Below are 15161 nucleotides of genomic sequence, written 5' to 3' on the forward strand. Positions count from 1 at the left end.
AAAATAAACTGCCAGAATATGGCAGCTTATATATTGAGTTTCTATTATTTATTTCTTTATTTATTTCTTGGGTCTTCATCAGCAGGCCACGCTTCTGCTTTTGAATTATTTTTGTAATCTTCTTTATCTTCTCTTTCAGGTTTTTCTAAAAGAGCTTTTCTAGAAAGATTTATTCTACCTTGTCTATCTATTTCTGTAACTTTTACTGTTACTTCATCTCCTACAGATAGGACATCTTCTACCTTATCAGTTCTAGCATGGTCGATTTGTGAAATATGAAGCAAGCCTTCTTTGCCAATTGCAATTTCGACAAAGGCACCAAAATTCATAATTCTAGTAACTTTTCCTGTGTAAATATCTCCCACTTGTGGGTCAGTTACAATGGCACGAATCATTTCTATTGCTTTTTTACCGCTTGCTCCATCAGTTGATGCAACTGTAATGTGTCCATCATCTTCTGTTTCGATTGTTACTCCAGTTTCATCGATAATTTTATTAATTGTTTTACCACCTGAACCTATTACATCACGTACCTTTTCTGGGTCTATGTCTATTGTAAATAGTCTTGGTGCATAATCTGATATATCTGCTCTTGGTTTATCAATGGTTGATTCAATTAAATCAAGGATTTGCATTCTAGCTTCTTTTGCATTATCTAGTGATTCTTCTAGGACTTCACGAGTAATTCCTGCAATTTTCATATCCATTTGTAAAGCTGTGATACCATCACGAGTGCCTGCAACTTTAAAGTCCATATCTCCCAGGTGGTCTTCGAGTCCTTGGATATCAGTAAGAATAGATATTGAATCTTCTTCTTTTATAAGACCCATCGCTATACCTGCAACTGGTTTTTTAATTGGAACACCTGCATCCATTAGTGAAAGTGTAGATCCACAGATAGATGCTTGAGAGCTTGATCCATTTGAACTTAAAACTTCTGATACAACTCTAATTGTATATGGAAAATCACTTTCTTCTGGTAATACTGGAACTAAGGCCCTTTCTGCTAGATGGCCGTGTCCTATTTCACGACGTCCTGGAGCACGCAGTGGTTTTACATCTCCAACACTAAATGGTGGGAAGTTATATTGATGCATATATCTTTTGTGAATTTCTTCACGATTTAATCCATCTATGATTTGTACATCCGCTGGTGAACCTAGGGTAGTAACTGATAATACTTGTGTTTGTCCACGTTTGAATAAACCTGAACCATGAACTCTTGGTAAAAGACCAGCTTCTACTGAAAGTGGTCTGATTTCTTTTAAATCACGTCCGTCTGGTCTAATTTTATCAATAGAAATCATACGACGAACTTCTTTTTTCATGATATCATCAATAACCCTATGAATTTCATCTTCTGTTTCTGGGTATTCTTCTAAGTACTTTTCCTTAGCAGCTTCCTCTATATTAAAGATCGCTTCGCCACGTTCCATTTTATCTGTTGTTCTAATAGAAGATTTGATATCTTCTGAATAATCTGCTATGATTTTTTCTTCTAATTCTGAAGGAACAGTTACTTCTACTAGTTTTTTTTCTTTACCAATTTCATCAATGATTTCTTGGATAAAGTCAGAAATATGACCAATTTCTTCGTGGGCTATTAGCATTGCTTCAAGCATTTGGGCTTCAGTAAGTTCATTTGCACCTGCTTCTACCATGTTGATAGCCTCTTTGCTACCAGCAACTGTTAAGTCAAGCTCAGATTTTTTTCTTTGCTCTTCATTTGGAAATACAACAAATTCTCCATCAACAAAGCCTACTGAAACAGCTCCAACTGGTCCATTAAATGGAATATCTGAAGTACCAAGGGCAATACTTGCACCAATTGTTGATAAGCAATCTGGCTGATTATCTTCATCCATTGATAAAACTGTAGCAATTACTTGCACATCATTATAATAATTTTCTGGGAAAAGTGGACGCAAAGGTCTATCCATTTGGCGGGAAATAAGGGTAGCTTCATCAGATGCTTTACCTTCTCTTTTTAGAAAACCACCTGGGATTTTTCCTACTGCGTATAATTTTTCCTGAAAATCACAAATTAGTGGAAAAAAGTCTATCCCCTCTCTTGGTTTTTCACTAGCTACTGCAGTCACTAAAAGAGAAGTGTCTCCACTTTTTATGTAACATTCGCCATTAGCCTGTTCTGCAAATTTTCCTATTGTTACATCAAGCTCATAACCATGCTTTGATGTATAAGTATATTGTTTCTCCATCTTTTCTCCTAAAAAATAAGGCGGGATAATACCCCGCCAATCAACTAACCTCTGATGCCTACTTTTTCGATAATTGCTCTATATCTTTCGATATCATTATCTCTTAAGTAGTTTAATAACCCTTTTCTACGTCTAATCATTTTGAAAAGTCCTCTTCTTGATGAGTGGTCTTTTGGATTAGCCTTTAAGTGTTCTGTTAAATCTTTAATTCTGTAGCTTAAAATAGCTATTTGTACTTCTGGAGAACCTGTGTCTCCTTCTTCTAATTGGTATTCTTTAATAAGTTCTGTCTTTTTTTCTTGTGATAACATAATTTTCCTCCTATATGTTTATATGCCTTTGACCGTGTAAAAGTCGAGGTTGCGTTTACAAAGCCAAGGTACCTAAGGTATTATACCAATAAAAAAAGCATTTGTAAAGCTTACAAATACTTATTATTTATCATATCAATCGCTTGTTTTTTGTCCATTTCCATTTGCTTAATAAGATCATCAACTGAGTCAAATTTCATATCGTCACGGAAAAATTCTAAAAACTCAATTGTGATGTTTTTCCCGTATATATCCTCATTAAAATCTAAAATGTAGGTTTCTACTTTTCTAAAGTCATTTTCAAAAGTAGGATTTGAACCTACATTGCTTAAGGCAAAGTGATTTTTGCCCCCTACATTAACTCGTGTTAGATATACTCCATCCTTAGGAATAGTATAAGAAAAATTCATTTTTAGATTTGCTGTTGGGAAATTTAGCTTACGGCCTCTTTTATGACCATCTACTACTTCTCCTCTAATTTTATAAGGCCTACCTAAATAAGTGCTCGCCTTATTTATATCACCGTTTTTTATAAGATTTTTTATAGTACCAGAGGAGATCTTTTCTCCATTATCAAGTTCAAAATCAATTACTTTTGTTTGATAGGCAAATTCATCTTGCAAGGCCCTTAATTTTTCAATATCTCCCTTAGCATTTTTGCCAAAGCGATAATCTTCCCCTACAACTATATATTTAGTATTTAATTTTTTATACAAAATCTTAGCTATAAAGTCTTTAGGACTAAGCGATCTAAATTCTTCATCAAATTCTAGAATACAAAAGGTATCCAAGCCCATTTGAGCAAGGATTTCTATTTTGTCATCTAAACTTGTTAAATAGTCTTTTTCATCTATCAAAGTTTTTTTACTATTTTCTTTAAAAAGTAAAACTGAAGGGACCAAATTAAGTTGATGGGCAAGCTCTATATTTTTTTTGATTAATTTTTGGTGGCCTATATGGATACCATCAAAATTACCCAAGGCAATGGCCTTGGGCTCAAAATCAGTCATGCCCCTATCTAGGTCATAAATTTTAATATTATTTTTCATAAAATACTTTCTCCATTTTTAGAAAATATTTGTCACTACTTTTGTGGGCTTTGCCTAGGCCTATAAATTCATTTTCTACATAAACCCTATGTAGGCTATTTGTATCCATACTGTTAACCGCCATAGTCATACCATTTGTAGCCTGTTTTAAATAAGACTTGTCTAAAATAATTTTTGGATAAGTTTTTAGAGCATAATCAACTGGTTTTAATTTATCAAGGACTTCTTCTCTGCTCATATTTAGTAAGTCTTCAGAATTTATTGCATCTTCTATATAAAAATCGCCCACCTTGGAACGGGTCAAACTATTTACATAAGCAAAAGATCCTAGATTTTCACCTAAATCGTCGATTAAGGTTCTAATATAAGTACCTTTTGAACAAGTGATTTTAAAAGTAGCCTTTGGAAAATTAAAATCAACTATCTTAAAAGAATAGACATTTACTTGGCGTTTTTTGCGCTCTACTTCTATACCTTTTCTTGCCAAATCATAAAGTTTTTGGCCATTTACTTTTATAGCTGAATACATGGGTGGTATTTGAGTAATATCTCCTATGAAATTTTCCATTTCTTTTTCTAAATCTTCTCTAGTAAAAGTTGCATCAGAAGTTTCTACTACTTGACCATCATAGTCTAGGGTGTCCGTTCTTTTACCAAAAATTGCCTCTGTAATGTATTCTTTTCTTTCATCCATTAAAAAGTCTGAAACCCTAGTTGCCTTACCAATTACTATTGGTAAAACTCCACTTGCTTCTAGGTCTAAGGTTCCAGTATGTCCCACTTTTTTTGTATTTAATGCTTTTTTTACAAGGCTGACACATTTATTAGAAGATATGCCCACTTCTTTGTTTATATTTAAAATTCCACTAATCATTATATATTTTTAAGGATTGCGTAAGCTTTTTTAGCTGCAGATTCTAGGCTATCATCAAAAATAGAAAATCCACTAGCATTAACATGGCCGCCTCCGCCATTTTCGCGGGCTACTTTTGCAATGTCAATCCCCTTAGATCTCATGGATACTTTATATTCTCCATTATCATATTCTTTTAAAAGCATAGCCACTTCTATACCTTCAAGGTCTCTTAGGATATTTACAACATGCTCACTATCACCCATTTGTACGCCAAATTCATCTACCTTATCTTTAGAAGCTATAGCAAAAACTTTATTTTCCATAAATTCCGCATTAGCAATTAAATCTGTCTCAAATTTTAAAGTTTTTATTGGCTTATTTTGATATAAGGCTTGGTAAATAAAATCTTTATCGGCACCAGCATCTATTAACTTTCCAGCAACATCGAAGGTTTCACGATTTGTATCATAATACATAAACCTACCAGTGTCAGTTACAATTCCTGTAAACAAAAGGCTTGCTGTTTTTTCATCTAAGGGTAGGTCTAGTTTATTAATTATTTCATAAACTAATTGACATGTAGCTGGAGCATCAGAGTGGATAATATTTAAGTCTGAAGTAATTTTACCTCCCAAGTGGTGGTCAATTACTGCAGTTTTTTTAGAATTGTGGGCTACTGGTTGAGCATCACCTATACGGTCAAATTCTGAAGCATCCAAGATTAATAATAAATCATAAGAGTCTTTATAGTCATTTTTATAATATTCTAAATCAGGTAAAAATTTTAAATAATTATCAATAGTATCATGACCTAAAACTTCTACATCTTTTCCATAATTTCTTAATGCACGAGCTAGACCCAAAGAAGATCCCAAGTTATCTCCGTCTGGATTTACATGGGATACTACTCCGATCTCATCTGCCTGATCGATTAGACTTTTTAATTGTTCTAAGTTTTCTCTACTAATTGTCATCTTCTTTATGAGCCCTCTCATCTTTTGCAATGGTTTCTTTGATAAGTTTTTCCATGTATGCCCCATATTCGATAGATTCATCTAATTTAAATCTAAATTCGGGCATAGAACGTAGTCTCATCCTATCTCCAATTAGCATTTTTATATAGCCTTTTGCTTGATTTAGAGCATCTAGGACATCTTCTTTTTTTCCATTATCTCCTAGTACTGATATATAGCAATCAGCAAAAGAAAGGTCATTAGTGACCCTTACTTCTATTACTGAAACTGTTGCTGTATCTGATAGTCTTGGATCATTTAAATCATCTCTAATTATTTTTGATAATTCTTTTTGGATTTCTGCTCCAATTCTTTCAGTTCTAATTTTTTTCATTCTAGTCTCTTTCTTTTTCGACTACTTCGTAGGCTTCCATAACATCGCCTACTTTTATATCGTTAAATCTATTTAAACCGATACCACCTTCATAGCCGTTAGCAAGTTCTTTGGCATCATCTTTAAATCTTTTCATTGATGAAATATCTCCATCAAAGATTACTACGTTATCACGAAGTAGTCTGATTTTTGCTCTTCTAGGTACTGATCCACTTGTTACCATAACACCTGCAATTGTCCCAACGCTTGGTACTTTAAATGTATCACGTACTTCTGCACGACCTAGGACTTCTTCTACAAATTCTGGATCAAGCATACCTTTTATAGCATTTTCTACATCTTCAATTGCTTCATAGATTACGCTATAAGTTCTTATTTCAATATTATTATCTTTAGCTCTCTCCATTGCTCCTTGAGTTGGACGAACGTTAAATCCGATAATGATTGCATTTGAAGCTTGAGCTAATAATACATCTGATTCTGTAATACCACCAACAGCACCTGCTACTACTGAAACTTTTACTTCTTCATTTGATAGTTTTAAAAGTGATTGGCTTACAGCATCCACAGTACCTCTTACGTCTGTTTTTACTATTACATTTAATTCTTTTAACCCACCTTCGGCAGCTTCACCTGATAAATCTTCAAGGCTAGCTCCCTTAGCCATAAGTCTTTCTTCTCTTTTTTGTTCTTCAGCACGTGCTGCATAAGCTCTTGCAGTTTTTTCATCTTCTACCGCAAATAATTTATCTCCAGCTTCTGCAACATCTGATAAACCTAAGATTTGTACTGGAACAGATGGGCCTGCTTGTTTGATAGCATTTCCTTTAGAGTCAAACATTGCACGAATTCTACCTGAAGCTGATCCTGTAAGAACATTATCTCCTTCATGTAGAGTACCTTTTTGAACTAAAACTGTAGCAACTGGTCCACGAGCCTTATCAAGTTGAGCTTCAATGATAAGACCTACAGCATCTCTGTTTGGATTTGCTTTTAATTCTCTCATTTCTGCAACAAGTAGAACCATTTCTAGTAATTCTTCTATGCCTTGACCTGTTTTTGCAGAAACATCAACTGTAATTGTATCTCCACCCCAATCTTCTGAAACAAGACCATATTCCATAAGTTCTTGTTTTACTATGTTTGGGTCAGATTGTTCTTTATCTACTTTGTTTACTGCAACTACTATTGGAATTTCAGCAGCTTTTGCGTGGTTGATAGCTTCTACAGTTTGTGGCATAACACCATCATCTGCAGCTACAACTAGGATTGCAATATCTGTTGATTGAGCACCCCTCATTCTCATTTCTGTGAAGGCTTCGTGGCCTGGAGTATCTAAGAATGTGATTGCTCTACCGTTTAAATCTACAGAATAAGCACCAATATGTTGGGTAATACCACCAGCTTCACCACTTGTTACGCGGGTATTTTTAATTGCATCTAATATAGAAGTTTTACCGTGGTCAACGTGACCCATTACTGAAACTACTGGTGCACGTGTTATTAAATCTTCTTCATTATCTTCATAATCTAGATCAATTTCTTGCTCTTCTATGGCAGAGAATTCTTGTTCTAAGCTAATTTCTTTACCAAAGTCCATAGCAATTAATTCTGCTTGTTCAAATTCAATAGTGTCATTAAGGCCTGCCATTACTCCAAGTTGGATTAATTTACCAATAACAGCATTAGAATTTTCGCCAATTTTTTCTGCAAAGGCACTTACTGTAACTACTTCTGGAATTTCTATTTTGCCATTTTCATTACTTTCTTTGGCTGGCTGGTTATTTGCCTTATTAGATTTTGATTTTCTATTTTTTTTCTTACGATTTTTATTCGGTTTATTTGGATTAAAATCTTCATTATCGTCATTGTCGAAATTTTTCTTAGATTTAGTTTTATTTTGATTTTTTATCTTATTTGATTTGCCGATTTTTTGTTTTGATCCGTGCATGCTCTCATCATCATCGTAATCATCCATTTGATCGTAATTTATATTATTATTTTTTTTCATATTTGATTTTTTATTGTTTGATTGTTCTTTTTGAGTTTCCTTATTAGTTTTTTCTTTTGTTTGCTCTTTTTTATCTTCATTTGAGCTTTCATTGAAGTATTCGTTTATTAGCTCTAGGTCATCTCCACTTACACTTGACATGTGAGATTTTATTCCTAGACCAAATTCTTCGTTTAAAAGTTCAACCATTTTCTTTGCTGGCATTCCTTGTTCTTTTGCTAGTTCGTAAACTCTAATTTTATCAGCCATCTATTTCACCTCATTTTACTTCATAAGCTTCTAACTCCTCATAAAGTTTGTCATCTATTTTTTGTTTAAATACACGATTAAGCTTATTGTTTTTCCTAACATCTGCTAGGCACTCATTATTTTTACAAATATATGCTCCGCGTCCGTTAAGTTTTCCTGTCTCATCAATTACAACCCCTAAGTCTTTGTTGTTTACAACTCTTAATAGGTCGTTTTTGTCATAAAGATTTCCACAATTTATACATTTTCTTTGAGGAATCTTTTTTGTCTTTTTCATCTTTTACTGATCCTCATCTTCATCATCACTTTCCCTGTGTGGTACAAGGTCAGATTCATCAGTATATACATCTTCAAGTTGATTTTCATCAACATCTATTTGACTAGTTAAAGAATCATTTTCTTCATCATAAAGTTCTTCTAAAGTCTCGCTTGTGATATCTTCTACTTCTTCATCAGCTAATTCATCACTTGCTTGATCTATAATTTGTCTATCTTCACTAGCCATTTGATCTGTTATTTCATCTGGATTTTCGACTAATTCTTCATCTATCATGATTTCTTCCCTCTCTTGATTTAAGCCTAAAATTTCATCAATTTCTTCATCAGTCATCATATCAAAGTCTTCTTTTGATTTGATATCTATCTTCCAGCCTGTAAGTCTTGCTGCAAGTCTTGCATTTTGACCTTCCTTACCTATTGCTAGGGATAATTGTTGGTCATTTACTACTACTAGTGACTGCTTATTTTTTTCGTTTGTTAAAACTTCAATAATATCTGCTGGAGATAGAGAATTTGATATAAATTCTTCTATATCTTTGTTATAGTTTATGATATCAATTTTTTCATTTTGTAATTCTTCTACTATAGAATTTACACGAGAGCCCTTATATCCTATACAAGCTCCTACTGGATCGATTGCTTCATCGTTTGAGAAGACTGCAATTTTAGTACGAGATCCTGCCTCACGAGCTATAGAATATATTTCTATGACTCCTTCAGTTATTTCTGGAACTTCTAATTCAAATAGTCTTGTAACTAGGTTCTCACTAGAACGAGAAAGTATGATTTGTGGTTCTTTGGATGAATTTTTAACATCTTTTATTAAAAATTTCATTCGCTCATTTGGTATATATTCTTCATTTACCACTTGCTCTTTAAGTGGAACTATGCCCTCGATTTTATCAAGATTTACATAAAGGTTGTAGTTATCTTGTCTTTGGATAGTTCCTGTTATCATTTCATTTTCTCTATCTAGATATTCACCATAAACTGAATCTCTTTGAGCATCTCTTATTTTTTGGATAACAATATTTCTTGCAGTCTGGGCTGCAACTCTACCGAAGTTTTTTGGAGCAATTTTTATTCTTGCTATATCTCCTATTTCTAGGTTACTATCCACTTCTTCTTTAGCTTCTTTTAGAGAAATTTCATTGATATTATCATTTACATCATCAACTACTTCTCTTAGAGCAAATACTTCTATATCTCCTGTTTGCTTATCTACTATGACATCAACATTTTCTGCATTGTCATAATTTTTTTGATAGCTTTTTACTAGAGCTTTTTCAAGCGCATCTAAGATAACATCTTTATCAATATTTTTATCTTTTTCCAGCTCCTCTAAGGCTAGTATAAACTCTTCATTCATCAGATCTCCTTAAAATACAATCTCTATTTTTATTTGCTTGATATCTTCTTTTGCTACTCTAAGACTTTCCTTATCATCTACATCAAAAACAAGACTATCTTCTTTTATTTCTTCTATAAAACCTATAAAAACTTGACCATTTTTCAATGTTACCTTTAAAGGTTCGCCTGCATTCCTTTCAAGGTCTCTATCAGTTTTTAAAGGTCTTGATAAATCTTGAGAGGACACTTCTAAGTAGTAGTGGCCCTTTATTAAATCAAGTTCATCTAATTTTTCATCTAAGTAGGTACTTACTTTTTCACAATCATCAATTGTTATTCCCTCTTTATTATAAATAAAGAAGGTCAATGTCTTACCTTCATGTGTCGTTTTAAATTCTATATCAACTAATTCATATCCTAAGTTTTCTATATCATCTTCAAAGGTTTCTTTAAGGGTTGTTATTAAATCCATTTTACCATCCTTTGCCTTATACATATTAAAAGAGCGGATAACTTGCCCCACTCTTTGATAGAAATATTATACTGCAAAGCTTGCTGTAATCAATAAATATTAGTCTTGCTAATTTCTAAAATTTATTTGATAATTTTTTTACAAAAAACTTGCTTTTATTAGCCAAAAAAGTTTATAATAGACCCATATAATACATATTATTAATAGGAGGTTTATATGTTTTTATTCATAGTAGGTCTTATCATCCTCCTAGTTGGTGGTTATTTTTATTCCAAATATGTAGAAAGCCAACTAAATTTAGATGATAGACCAACTCCAGCTGTCGCAAAAGCTGATGGTATTGATTTTGTTGCTATGCCAAAATGGAAAAACTGGCTAATTAATCTATTAAATATTGCAGGTACTGGCCCTATCTTAGGCCCTATCCAAGGTATACTTTTTGGAAAAATTGCTTTTTTGGCAATTCCAATTGGCTGTGTTATAGCAGGTGCTACTCACGATTTTTTAGTAGGCACAATGTCTATGAGAAACGGTGGTGCTCAAGTTCCAAAACTTGTTGGTAAATATTTAGGCAACGCTACTAGAAAAGTTTATAATGTAGTAATAGGAATCTTACTTCTTCTAACTGGTACTGTTTTTGTCTACACTCCTGGTGACTTACTAGCAAATGATGTTTTAGGCCTAGGCGAAGGATCAAAGGGTATTTGGATTATTTATGCAGCTATTTTTGCTTATTATATCCTTTCAACAGTACTTCCAATTGACCAACTTATCGGTAGAATTTATCCATTATTTGGTGCGTTTCTAATTATTTCAGCTTTTGGTGTACTTATTGGAGTATTTACAAAAGGTGCTAGCCATCTAGAATTCTCTGGGGCTGGATATTTAAGCAAACACCCATTAGGCCAAAGATTTATTCCAGCATTCTTTATTACAGTAGCTTGTGGTATTCTTTCTGGTTTCCACGGTTCTCAAGTGACATTAGTTTCTAGAACTGTTGCTAGCGAAAGAGAAAATAGAGCAACATTTTACTCAACAATGATTGCTGAAGGTGTTATAGCTATGGTTTGGGCTGCTGGAGCTATGGTAATATTCTCCCAAGGAATTGTTCCATTGGATACTAGAGCTACACTTATGGTAGGTGAGATTTCTAAATACTTTATGGGCAATATTGGTGGACTACTTGCCATTATTGGGGTAATCGTTCTTCCAATTACTTCAGGAGATACAGCATTTAGATCACTAAGACTTATCGTTGCTGAAGAGCTTAACATAGACCAAAAAGTTCCAGCAAAAAGAATTGCTGTTGCTGTCGTTTTATTTATTCCAGCTATTTTAATTCTTGTTTGGGCTAAAAACGATCCAAACGGCTTTAACTTATTATGGAGATACTTCGGCTTTACAAACCAATTAGTGGCAATTTTTGCATTAGCAACTGCTACAAGCTACTTACTAAATAATAATGGTAACTATTGGATTGCTTTAGTACCAGAGCTATTTTATACATTTATAGTATTCTCATTTATCATTTCTGATAAGGGTGTAGGTTTTGGAGCAGATTATAATATTGCATATATTCTAGGTGCAATAATCAGTTTAGTAATAGCTGTACTTACAGTAAGAAAAGCTCGCAAAAATCAAGATAGAATCGCAAATATTATATTAAACTAAGAATTTAATCTGGGGAGAATAATTCTCCCCATTTTTTAAAGGATTTAAAATGAAATTTATATATAGTGACAAGGCAAAAAAATATATAAAGAAAAATAATATAACAAAAATTTTTATTAGAGAAGATATAGAACGCGGCATGGGTTGTTGCGATCTAGGCTCAATAAATCTTAAAATAAGCAAAAATGGCTATAATGAAGAAAATTATAAAAAAGAAACATCTGAAATTGTTACTACCTATTATGATCCAAAACTAGAAGCCCTACTTATGAACTATCCCGAGGTGGAAATCTCAGTTTTTGGCATAGGTAATAGAAAAACTTTCTATACAGCTACTGAATTTTCGCCTTTGAATTCATAAAAAAATTCCATTTATCAAAAAGATGGAATTTTTTTTATTTGTTATTTATTTATATCTATAGCCCTATCACATTTTTTGGCCATATCCATGTCATGGGTTACAATTAGTATTGTTTTATTATAATCATTTCTCAAACGTAAAAGTAAAGAAAATACTTCATTACTCATTTTAGGATCTAATGAACCAGTTGGCTCATCTGCCAAAATCAAATCACCTGGTTTTAAAATACACCTAGCAAGGGCTACCCTTTGAGCTTCTCCCCCTGATACTGTATTTGCCTTTTGGTCTTTTATATCTAAAATATCTAGTCTATCTAATATCTCACTTATTTTTTTGAATTTTTCCTCATCTTTTATATCCACATACTCCATAGCAAGCAAGAGATTTTCCCTAACAGTTTTTTCACTTATCAAGGCATTTGTCTGAAAAAGATAATTTATTTCATTTCTTCTTAGTAAAGTAGATTGCTTGCTATTAAGGTCTGGCAGTCTTTTTCCTTTTAGTAAAATCTCTCCATCATCATAAGTTTCTAAAAGTCCTATCATATTTAATATAGTGGACTTACCAGAACCACTCTTGCCAACTATGGCAACTATTTCTTTTTCTTCTATAAAAAAAGATAAATTATCTATTATTTTCCTATTACCATAGGACTTAGAAATATTATTTAATTCTATATGTTTCATTTTTTATCCCCTATTTTAAAAACTCCACTAACATTTCAAACTGATTTTTGTTGGTAAATCTTCTTAGTAATATAAGCTCTATTAAAGCAAATATAATCCCAAAACATATACCGAATACCGACCCATTAATTATTGCAATTGTTAGATTTACAATGCTAGCAACAATAACCATTATAAATATCGACTTATATATTTTTTTATTGTCATAACCTAAAAACTTTTTGATATTTACTTCTTCTAGGTATATCTCCCTATATAGATTAATTAATGCAGATAATATCGCTGCTGATATGCCTAAAAATAGCAAAGCGATTAACAAAAATGTAAATATGGATTGGGTTAAGCTTCTAATCATCCCGCCTATGAGCTCTCGTATTTGGACAAATTCAGGTTTATTATCATCGATATTATATTTTTTAAAGTATTCTTTATTTGCAAACTTATCATAGGCTTCTTGATTTAGCTTTATTTCTGAATTAGTTTCCCCACCAGATATTAAGCTTAATGATTCAAAAATACTCATATTGTTGGTATTAACATAGTTTATAACTGGATTTGTGGATGTAGAAGGAAATTTTTCATTATACATTTCATCATCAATATTATTTGGATAGGCAAAATAATTTTTATTATTGTTGTAGGTAAAAAACTTAATTCCTTTAAATTTAATATTAAAATTTTCTCTATCTGTGTCATTAGTCTCGTCAAGAAACATTTCTTCATCCATCTCTGTTATTGCTATCTCTAAAGACTTTCTATCTTCTTTTGAAAAACTTTCAGGTATTAGATAAACCCTATAACCTTCATTAGCTAACTTTTCCATTTCATTTGTTATTTCTACCTGCATATCTTCTTCTATATAATTTTTATTAGCAGTAAATAAAAGATATGAAAAATCTGGAACATGGTCAAAACTTCCTATTTCTTTCATGTGTTTACTCCAGTTTTTTCTACGAAAGTCTGTATTTATAAATTTGACCCCATCCTCATTTTCTATAGACTGATAAAATCTATAAAAATCTCTTTGAAAACTCATAGGGGTTATGGAGTGGTCTCCTTCAAAATCATCACCTTCGTAAAAGGTTGTGGTTACATAATAATCGGATACATTTTCCCATTCTTTTTTAGTAACTATCTGATCTTTTAGCTCAATTATCATATTATCTATATCCATAAAGGATAAGGCACTTGTCGAAGTATTAAATATCATAAATAAAATCATGCCAAAAATAAGTAAGCCTTTTTTTGATGTCCTGCCATGGATAGCATCTATAGGCTTAACAGTCCTTAGTATAAGTGATATTAATAATTCAAAAAATAAGAATATAGTTAAATTTATTAGCCCAGCTAGTAAAAATATCAAGTAAAATTTTAAGGTATTAAAACTTCCCTTAGTTAAAATAAATCCATAGGGAATAAATAATATTGGTAAAAAATATGCAAACTTGTTTATGGGGTTGTATATATTTTTTATGTAAGACTTTTTAGACCAACCTTGGAGCAGGTAAACTCCCATATTTTTTAATGATGCTACAGTTGTAGTTGTTAAAATTGTAATGATTACTAAAGCTAAAACCACATATATAATTATAAAGCTAAGAGAAGATCCGCCTCCCATTACAGCCGAGCCACCACTTGAAGTTTTTATCTCATCGACACTTAGACCGGTTACCTTAGATAAGCCTTCATAAAATCTATCTACACCTGCATCATCTATACCAATTAGCTGATATTCACCATTAAATCCTCCAATTTTTCCAGTACCAGTTAAGTTTATAAAAAAATAACTATCCCCTAAAATAAATCTAGGAGTAGGCTCTATCGTGCTATAATCTCCATCTAGCAAACCAATAGTCCCACCCTTATCTAAGTTTTTAAAACTTTGATCTGAAGCATATTGCTTGTCTAGAAATTTTAAATTTAATTTTTCTTTATTAGCTTCATAATCACCACTCATCCAGTATCCGTGTAGTAACTTTTTTCCAGTATAATCAGGACCCTCTACTTTTTTTACCATCAAGACCTGATTTTCCTTCAAAAAATTCGCTATGTAATCTCCTACTTCATTGCCTTTAGTTATATCAATATTGTTTATAGAAACTTCTTTGTAATCGTTAGCTAGATTATCAAAGTTTTCCCTATATCTTTGATCTAAATATAGGCTTGTTGCTATAGCAAATACAAGTGATTGGATAACCAGCAATACTATAAGTAGCTTACTGCTTAAACTCCTTTTCATAATGACCTCCATATAATGTGTTATGATTAGTATAACACCTTACTGGATACAGATCAATAAA

At 32.3% G+C, this 15161-nt stretch carries 14 protein-coding genes; 2 read left to right on the forward strand and 12 right to left on the reverse strand.

The window, feature by feature from the left end:
- Positions 1-56: 56 nt before the first annotated feature.
- From AB9Q04_RS00935 to AB9Q04_RS00980, 10 genes are all read right to left on the reverse strand, one after another.
- Positions 57-2219 (reverse strand): polyribonucleotide nucleotidyltransferase, encoded by a 2163-nt coding sequence (locus tag AB9Q04_RS00935; protein ID WP_410023515.1) that lies wholly within the window; start codon positions 2217-2219, stop codon positions 57-59.
- 44 nt (positions 2220-2263) lie between these two features.
- Positions 2264-2530 carry a 30S ribosomal protein S15 gene (gene rpsO / locus AB9Q04_RS00940; protein WP_203126780.1) on the reverse strand — a complete coding sequence of 89 codons (267 nt, stop codon included), beginning with the start codon at positions 2528-2530 and terminating at the stop codon, positions 2264-2266.
- Positions 2531-2640: 110 nt separating this feature from the next.
- Positions 2641-3579 carry a bifunctional riboflavin kinase/FAD synthetase gene (locus tag AB9Q04_RS00945; RefSeq protein ID WP_410023516.1) on the reverse strand — a complete coding sequence of 313 codons (939 nt, stop codon included), beginning with the start codon at positions 3577-3579 and terminating at the stop codon, positions 2641-2643.
- The gene (gene truB, locus AB9Q04_RS00950) at positions 3569-4453 is read right to left on the reverse strand and encodes a tRNA pseudouridine(55) synthase TruB (protein WP_410023517.1); all 885 of its coding nucleotides are present in this window, start codon (positions 4451-4453) and stop codon (positions 3569-3571) included. The genes AB9Q04_RS00945 and truB overlap by 11 nt, the downstream gene beginning before the upstream one ends.
- Entirely contained in the window at positions 4453-5409 is a 957-nt protein-coding gene (locus tag AB9Q04_RS00955) for a DHH family phosphoesterase (RefSeq protein ID WP_410023518.1), read from the reverse strand. The genes truB and AB9Q04_RS00955 overlap by 1 nt, the downstream gene beginning before the upstream one ends.
- Positions 5399-5782, reverse strand: coding sequence for a 30S ribosome-binding factor RbfA (gene rbfA / locus AB9Q04_RS00960; RefSeq protein WP_394011898.1), 384 nt, complete (start codon positions 5780-5782; stop codon positions 5399-5401). Before rbfA ends, AB9Q04_RS00955 begins: the two co-directional genes overlap by 11 nt.
- Position 5783: 1 nt before the next feature.
- On the reverse strand, positions 5784-8042 hold the full coding sequence (infB, locus tag AB9Q04_RS00965) for a translation initiation factor IF-2 (RefSeq protein ID WP_410023519.1): 2259 nt from the start codon (positions 8040-8042) through the stop codon (positions 5784-5786).
- Between the two features lie 10 nt (positions 8043-8052).
- Positions 8053-8319: an RNase P modulator RnpM gene (gene rnpM, locus AB9Q04_RS00970; protein ID WP_410023520.1), complete on the reverse strand. Its 267-nt coding sequence runs from the start codon at positions 8317-8319 to the stop codon at positions 8053-8055.
- A gap of 3 nt (positions 8320-8322) precedes the next feature.
- Positions 8323-9690, reverse strand: a complete 1368-nt coding sequence (gene nusA / locus AB9Q04_RS00975) for a transcription termination factor NusA (RefSeq protein ID WP_410023521.1) — start codon at positions 9688-9690, stop codon at positions 8323-8325.
- Between the two features lie 9 nt (positions 9691-9699).
- On the reverse strand, positions 9700-10143 hold the full coding sequence (locus AB9Q04_RS00980) for a ribosome maturation factor RimP (protein WP_410023522.1): 444 nt from the start codon (positions 10141-10143) through the stop codon (positions 9700-9702).
- Positions 10144-10359: 216 nt separating this feature from the next.
- Between AB9Q04_RS00980 and AB9Q04_RS00985 the strand changes: the two genes are divergently transcribed.
- Together AB9Q04_RS00985 and AB9Q04_RS00990 are read left to right on the forward strand one after the other, a co-directional pair.
- On the forward strand, positions 10360-11814 hold the full coding sequence (locus AB9Q04_RS00985) for a carbon starvation CstA family protein (protein WP_410023523.1): 1455 nt from the start codon (positions 10360-10362) through the stop codon (positions 11812-11814).
- A 49-nt stretch (positions 11815-11863) separates the two neighbouring features.
- Positions 11864-12175 carry a hypothetical protein gene (locus AB9Q04_RS00990; protein ID WP_410023524.1) on the forward strand — a complete coding sequence of 104 codons (312 nt, stop codon included), beginning with the start codon at positions 11864-11866 and terminating at the stop codon, positions 12173-12175.
- A gap of 41 nt (positions 12176-12216) precedes the next feature.
- Here AB9Q04_RS00990 and AB9Q04_RS00995 read toward each other — a convergent pair whose 3' ends face one another.
- Both AB9Q04_RS00995 and AB9Q04_RS01000 read right to left on the reverse strand, forming a co-directional pair.
- Positions 12217-12861 (reverse strand): ABC transporter ATP-binding protein, encoded by a 645-nt coding sequence (locus AB9Q04_RS00995; RefSeq protein ID WP_410023525.1) that lies wholly within the window; start codon positions 12859-12861, stop codon positions 12217-12219.
- 10 nt (positions 12862-12871) lie between these two features.
- Positions 12872-15100: a hypothetical protein gene (locus AB9Q04_RS01000; RefSeq protein WP_410023526.1), complete on the reverse strand. Its 2229-nt coding sequence runs from the start codon at positions 15098-15100 to the stop codon at positions 12872-12874.
- Positions 15101-15161 lie beyond the last annotated feature (61 nt).

Origin of the sequence: Anaerococcus groningensis (genome assembly GCF_046365465.1) — a bacterium.
GTDB classification, from domain to species: domain Bacteria; phylum Bacillota; class Clostridia; order Tissierellales; family Peptoniphilaceae; genus Anaerococcus; species Anaerococcus groningensis.

Coding starts and splice junctions, on each gene's coding strand:
- rpsO (WP_203126780.1), bottom strand. CDS start 2,530: ATGTTATCACAAGAAAAAAAGACAGAACTTATTAAAGAATACCAATTA.
- infB (WP_410023519.1), bottom strand. CDS start 8,042: ATGGCTGATAAAATTAGAGTTTACGAACTAGCAAAAGAACAAGGAATG.
- AB9Q04_RS00980 (WP_410023522.1), bottom strand. CDS start 10,143: ATGGATTTAATAACAACCCTTAAAGAAACCTTTGAAGATGATATAGAA.
- AB9Q04_RS00985 (WP_410023523.1), top strand. CDS start 10,360: ATGTTTTTATTCATAGTAGGTCTTATCATCCTCCTAGTTGGTGGTTAT.
- AB9Q04_RS00935 (WP_410023515.1), bottom strand. CDS start 2,219: ATGGAGAAACAATATACTTATACATCAAAGCATGGTTATGAGCTTGAT.
- truB (WP_410023517.1), bottom strand. CDS start 4,453: ATGATTAGTGGAATTTTAAATATAAACAAAGAAGTGGGCATATCTTCT.
- AB9Q04_RS00955 (WP_410023518.1), bottom strand. CDS start 5,409: ATGACAATTAGTAGAGAAAACTTAGAACAATTAAAAAGTCTAATCGAT.
- AB9Q04_RS00995 (WP_410023525.1), bottom strand. CDS start 12,861: ATGAAACATATAGAATTAAATAATATTTCTAAGTCCTATGGTAATAGG.
- rbfA (WP_394011898.1), bottom strand. CDS start 5,782: ATGAAAAAAATTAGAACTGAAAGAATTGGAGCAGAAATCCAAAAAGAA.
- AB9Q04_RS00990 (WP_410023524.1), top strand. CDS start 11,864: ATGAAATTTATATATAGTGACAAGGCAAAAAAATATATAAAGAAAAAT.
- AB9Q04_RS00945 (WP_410023516.1), bottom strand. CDS start 3,579: ATGAAAAATAATATTAAAATTTATGACCTAGATAGGGGCATGACTGAT.
- rnpM (WP_410023520.1), bottom strand. CDS start 8,319: ATGAAAAAGACAAAAAAGATTCCTCAAAGAAAATGTATAAATTGTGGA.
- nusA (WP_410023521.1), bottom strand. CDS start 9,690: ATGAATGAAGAGTTTATACTAGCCTTAGAGGAGCTGGAAAAAGATAAA.
- AB9Q04_RS01000 (WP_410023526.1), bottom strand. CDS start 15,100: ATGAAAAGGAGTTTAAGCAGTAAGCTACTTATAGTATTGCTGGTTATC.